Genomic DNA, 2,585 nt, shown 5'->3' on the forward strand with positions numbered 1-2,585 from the left:
CATTCGACCTCTGGAAAGGCTACGCTGCCGAAATGACCGCCTGACAGGCAGAGCTTTCGCTCCGCTCGATCAGGCGATAATAAGTTGGCAATGCCGCCGGGCTTGCTGAATACTCTCAGCGCAAGCCGCTGGTGCTCCGGCATCTGTCTCAGGCCCGCTGTGGCAGCGGCGGCTCCGTTGGCCCGGGCAGTGCCGCCGATCTGAAACCTCATCCTCCGGGTCCGTCTCGGCGGTGCTATCGCGGCATGTTCGATACTGCGCTATGCACCGCGCCGTCGGGATGCAAAGGACATCAATCACGGTTGCGCCTACCCCGCTTCGGCGAGCGGGCCTACGCGGTCAAGCACGCGATGTGCATAGCTCTCGAACTGCACCCGATAGCGCTCTGCCGTTTTCTGCGCCTCCTCAAGGCGCGCGATGAGCGACCTCTCGCGTTCTGTCCACGTTGCCTTGGCGGCCTCGAAACCAGTCTCTGCAGCTTGAATTTTTGCAGCCGCCTCGGACAGCCCCTCGTCATGGCGGGCCTGCATCTCGCCCATCTTCGCCTCCAAGGCCTCAAGCGCCGCCAGTTTTTGATCCGCTGTGGCGAGACGCTCGGCCAGAGCATGGCGTTCGTCCGACAGCCGGGCATTCTCCGCAATGTGCATTTCGAGCTGGGTTTGCAGAGCGGCGTGGTCAGCACTGAGAGCCTCAAGTTGGGCCCGCGCACCCGAGAGCTCGGCGCCATTTTTTGCCACGGCTGCAGACCACATCTGGCTGATGTTCGACAGGCTAGAGAGCAAAAATTCGTCAGGAAGGTCGAACGCGGCCCTGGCGCGATCATCGCGTGCAGCAAGCTCAGAAAGCAGCGCCCCGATGGCGCCGGTATTGCCGCCAATGGTGTTGTGGAGCAGGCTCACGGTGGGTTTCATTCCGTCCCGCAGCGCCTGCTGACGCGCCAAGTTGACGTCCTCCATGTTGAGGGATTTCGTGTTTTTATTCGACATTTGCCTGCTCCGCTTCTGTTGCTCTAGGCGACGTAAGAGCCTCAAAAATTTCCCGCTAGAGCGCGAAGCCAAGTTTTTTTGCGAAAGGCGCGCTTTTTTTCGCGGGGGCTGGGGCGCGTTCGTAGAGAGGCGACCTCATGGTTCGACCCGCCCGATTTTTGCCGTAGGTGACCCAGGAAATCGGCACGTTTGCCCCATCAATATCTATGAATTATGCAAGTGCCGGTCTGTGCGATGCCTCGAAACTCCCTTGTTTTGTTGGAGGTCGAGCGCCCCCCAGCGCGCCTTCAAAAATGTTGCACAGGCCGAAATGGCACCTTGGAACGCTTAAGTAATTGTTAAATATTGGAAATCTTCATCAAAAAACGCTGCGCTTTAGACCCCGCAACAATAATATCTAATAAATACAGGTGCTTAAGATATGTTGCATGTTGCGCGAGGATGAATAGCTCCCTGCGCGTGTGTAGGTGCGTGCGTGTGTGCGTGTGTGCGTGTGTATAAGGATATATCTATTTCTCTGTTACATGGTATAGATAGATAGAAAGATCTTTAGATTTCAGTGCTTTAGGCATGTTGCAGCGCCCGCAACAGCGCTGTAACAAACTGAAAAAAGTGTTACACTGTTGTTTTTGTTGAATAATAATCATCAAAAAATGGCAAAATGCCGGGAGGAAGCCAGATTTCAGCGTAAAACCCTCTGTAATAGGCTCAAAACATGCCAAATTCGGAATGTGTTTTGAGCTTGGAGTCTTGTCGGTTTACCACAAAAAAGCTTCGACGACTTTGAATGCTGGCTCTGGCATTCAGCTCTCATACTCTAGACGCGATCGTGACGAGGCCAAGGATGAGGGGCATCGGAAATGCCTGTTACTTTACATGGGATGCTCCGCGTATAGACGCTTGTAAATAAAATCTCAAACAGCATGTTTCGTGGATCGTGGATCGTGGATCGTGGATCGTGGATCGTGGATCGTGGATCGTAACGGCTCCATTGGGACCACCTGCCTGAATTGGGTCTGATGTCTTAAGCTATGTCATAATTGGCGTCGTTACCGACGTCGTATGAGGCAGGGCTCAAGATGCGACAGGAAGTTATTATCGGGGTCGAACGTCGGCGCCGCTGGCGGGATGAAGAGAAGCTGGCCATCCTGGACGAGGTCGGCGTGAACGGCGCCAGTGTTTCGGATGTTGCACGGGCGCATGATATTACTCGTCAGCACATTTACCAATGGCGACAAGAACTGAAGAAGAAGGGCCTGCTAGAGGCTACAGCAGGCTCTGGGGTTACTTTCTTGCCTTTGGTTCGGCCTGAGCCAGACGGTGCTGATGAACGCTTGGCCGGAGACATTGAGATCCGGGTGGCCAATGGCCGAACCCTTCGTTGCCCCAGTGATCTGTGCTCGGACAATCTGCTGAGGCTCGTGCGTCTGCTGGAGTCGGTATGATTGGCCCGGGAACGGGCGTCAGAGTGTATCTGGCCTGTGGTGTCACAGACATGAGGAAGGGGCATTGCCAACTTATTATCGCCTGATCGAGCGGAGCGAAAGCTCTGCCTGTCAGGCGGTCATTTCGGCAGCGTAGCCTTTCCAGAGGTCGAAT

General features: G+C 55.1%; 3 protein-coding genes. 1 reads left to right on the plus strand and 2 read right to left on the minus strand.

Going from position 1 to position 2,585, the window contains the following annotated elements:
- On the minus strand, positions 1 to 212 hold a 212-nt coding region (locus BM225_RS22015; RefSeq protein WP_218157098.1), incomplete at its 3' end, for a hypothetical protein.
- A 96-nt stretch (positions 213 to 308) separates the two neighbouring features.
- Positions 309 to 986: a DNA-binding protein gene (locus tag BM225_RS21420; RefSeq protein WP_092465534.1), complete on the minus strand. Its 678-nt coding sequence runs from the start codon at positions 984 to 986 to the stop codon at positions 309 to 311.
- A 1,079-nt stretch (positions 987 to 2,065) separates the two neighbouring features.
- Between BM225_RS21420 and tnpA the strand changes: the two genes are divergently transcribed.
- Positions 2,066 to 2,431 carry an IS66-like element accessory protein TnpA gene (gene tnpA, locus BM225_RS21425; RefSeq protein WP_092465535.1) on the plus strand — a complete coding sequence of 122 codons (366 nt, stop codon included), beginning with the start codon at positions 2,066 to 2,068 and terminating at the stop codon, positions 2,429 to 2,431.
- Positions 2,432 to 2,585: the final 154 nt, after the last annotated feature.

This window comes from Donghicola eburneus, from assembly GCF_900115865.1.
Classification (GTDB): Bacteria; Pseudomonadota; Alphaproteobacteria; order Rhodobacterales; family Rhodobacteraceae; genus Donghicola; species Donghicola eburneus.

Bases quoted from the DNA above. Each gene is read 5' to 3' on its own strand.
- tnpA (WP_092465535.1), top strand. From the start codon at position 2,066: ATGCGACAGGAAGTTATTATCGGGGTCGAACGTCGGCGCCGCTGGCGG.
- BM225_RS21420 (WP_092465534.1), bottom strand. From the start codon at position 986: ATGTCGAATAAAAACACGAAATCCCTCAACATGGAGGACGTCAACTTG.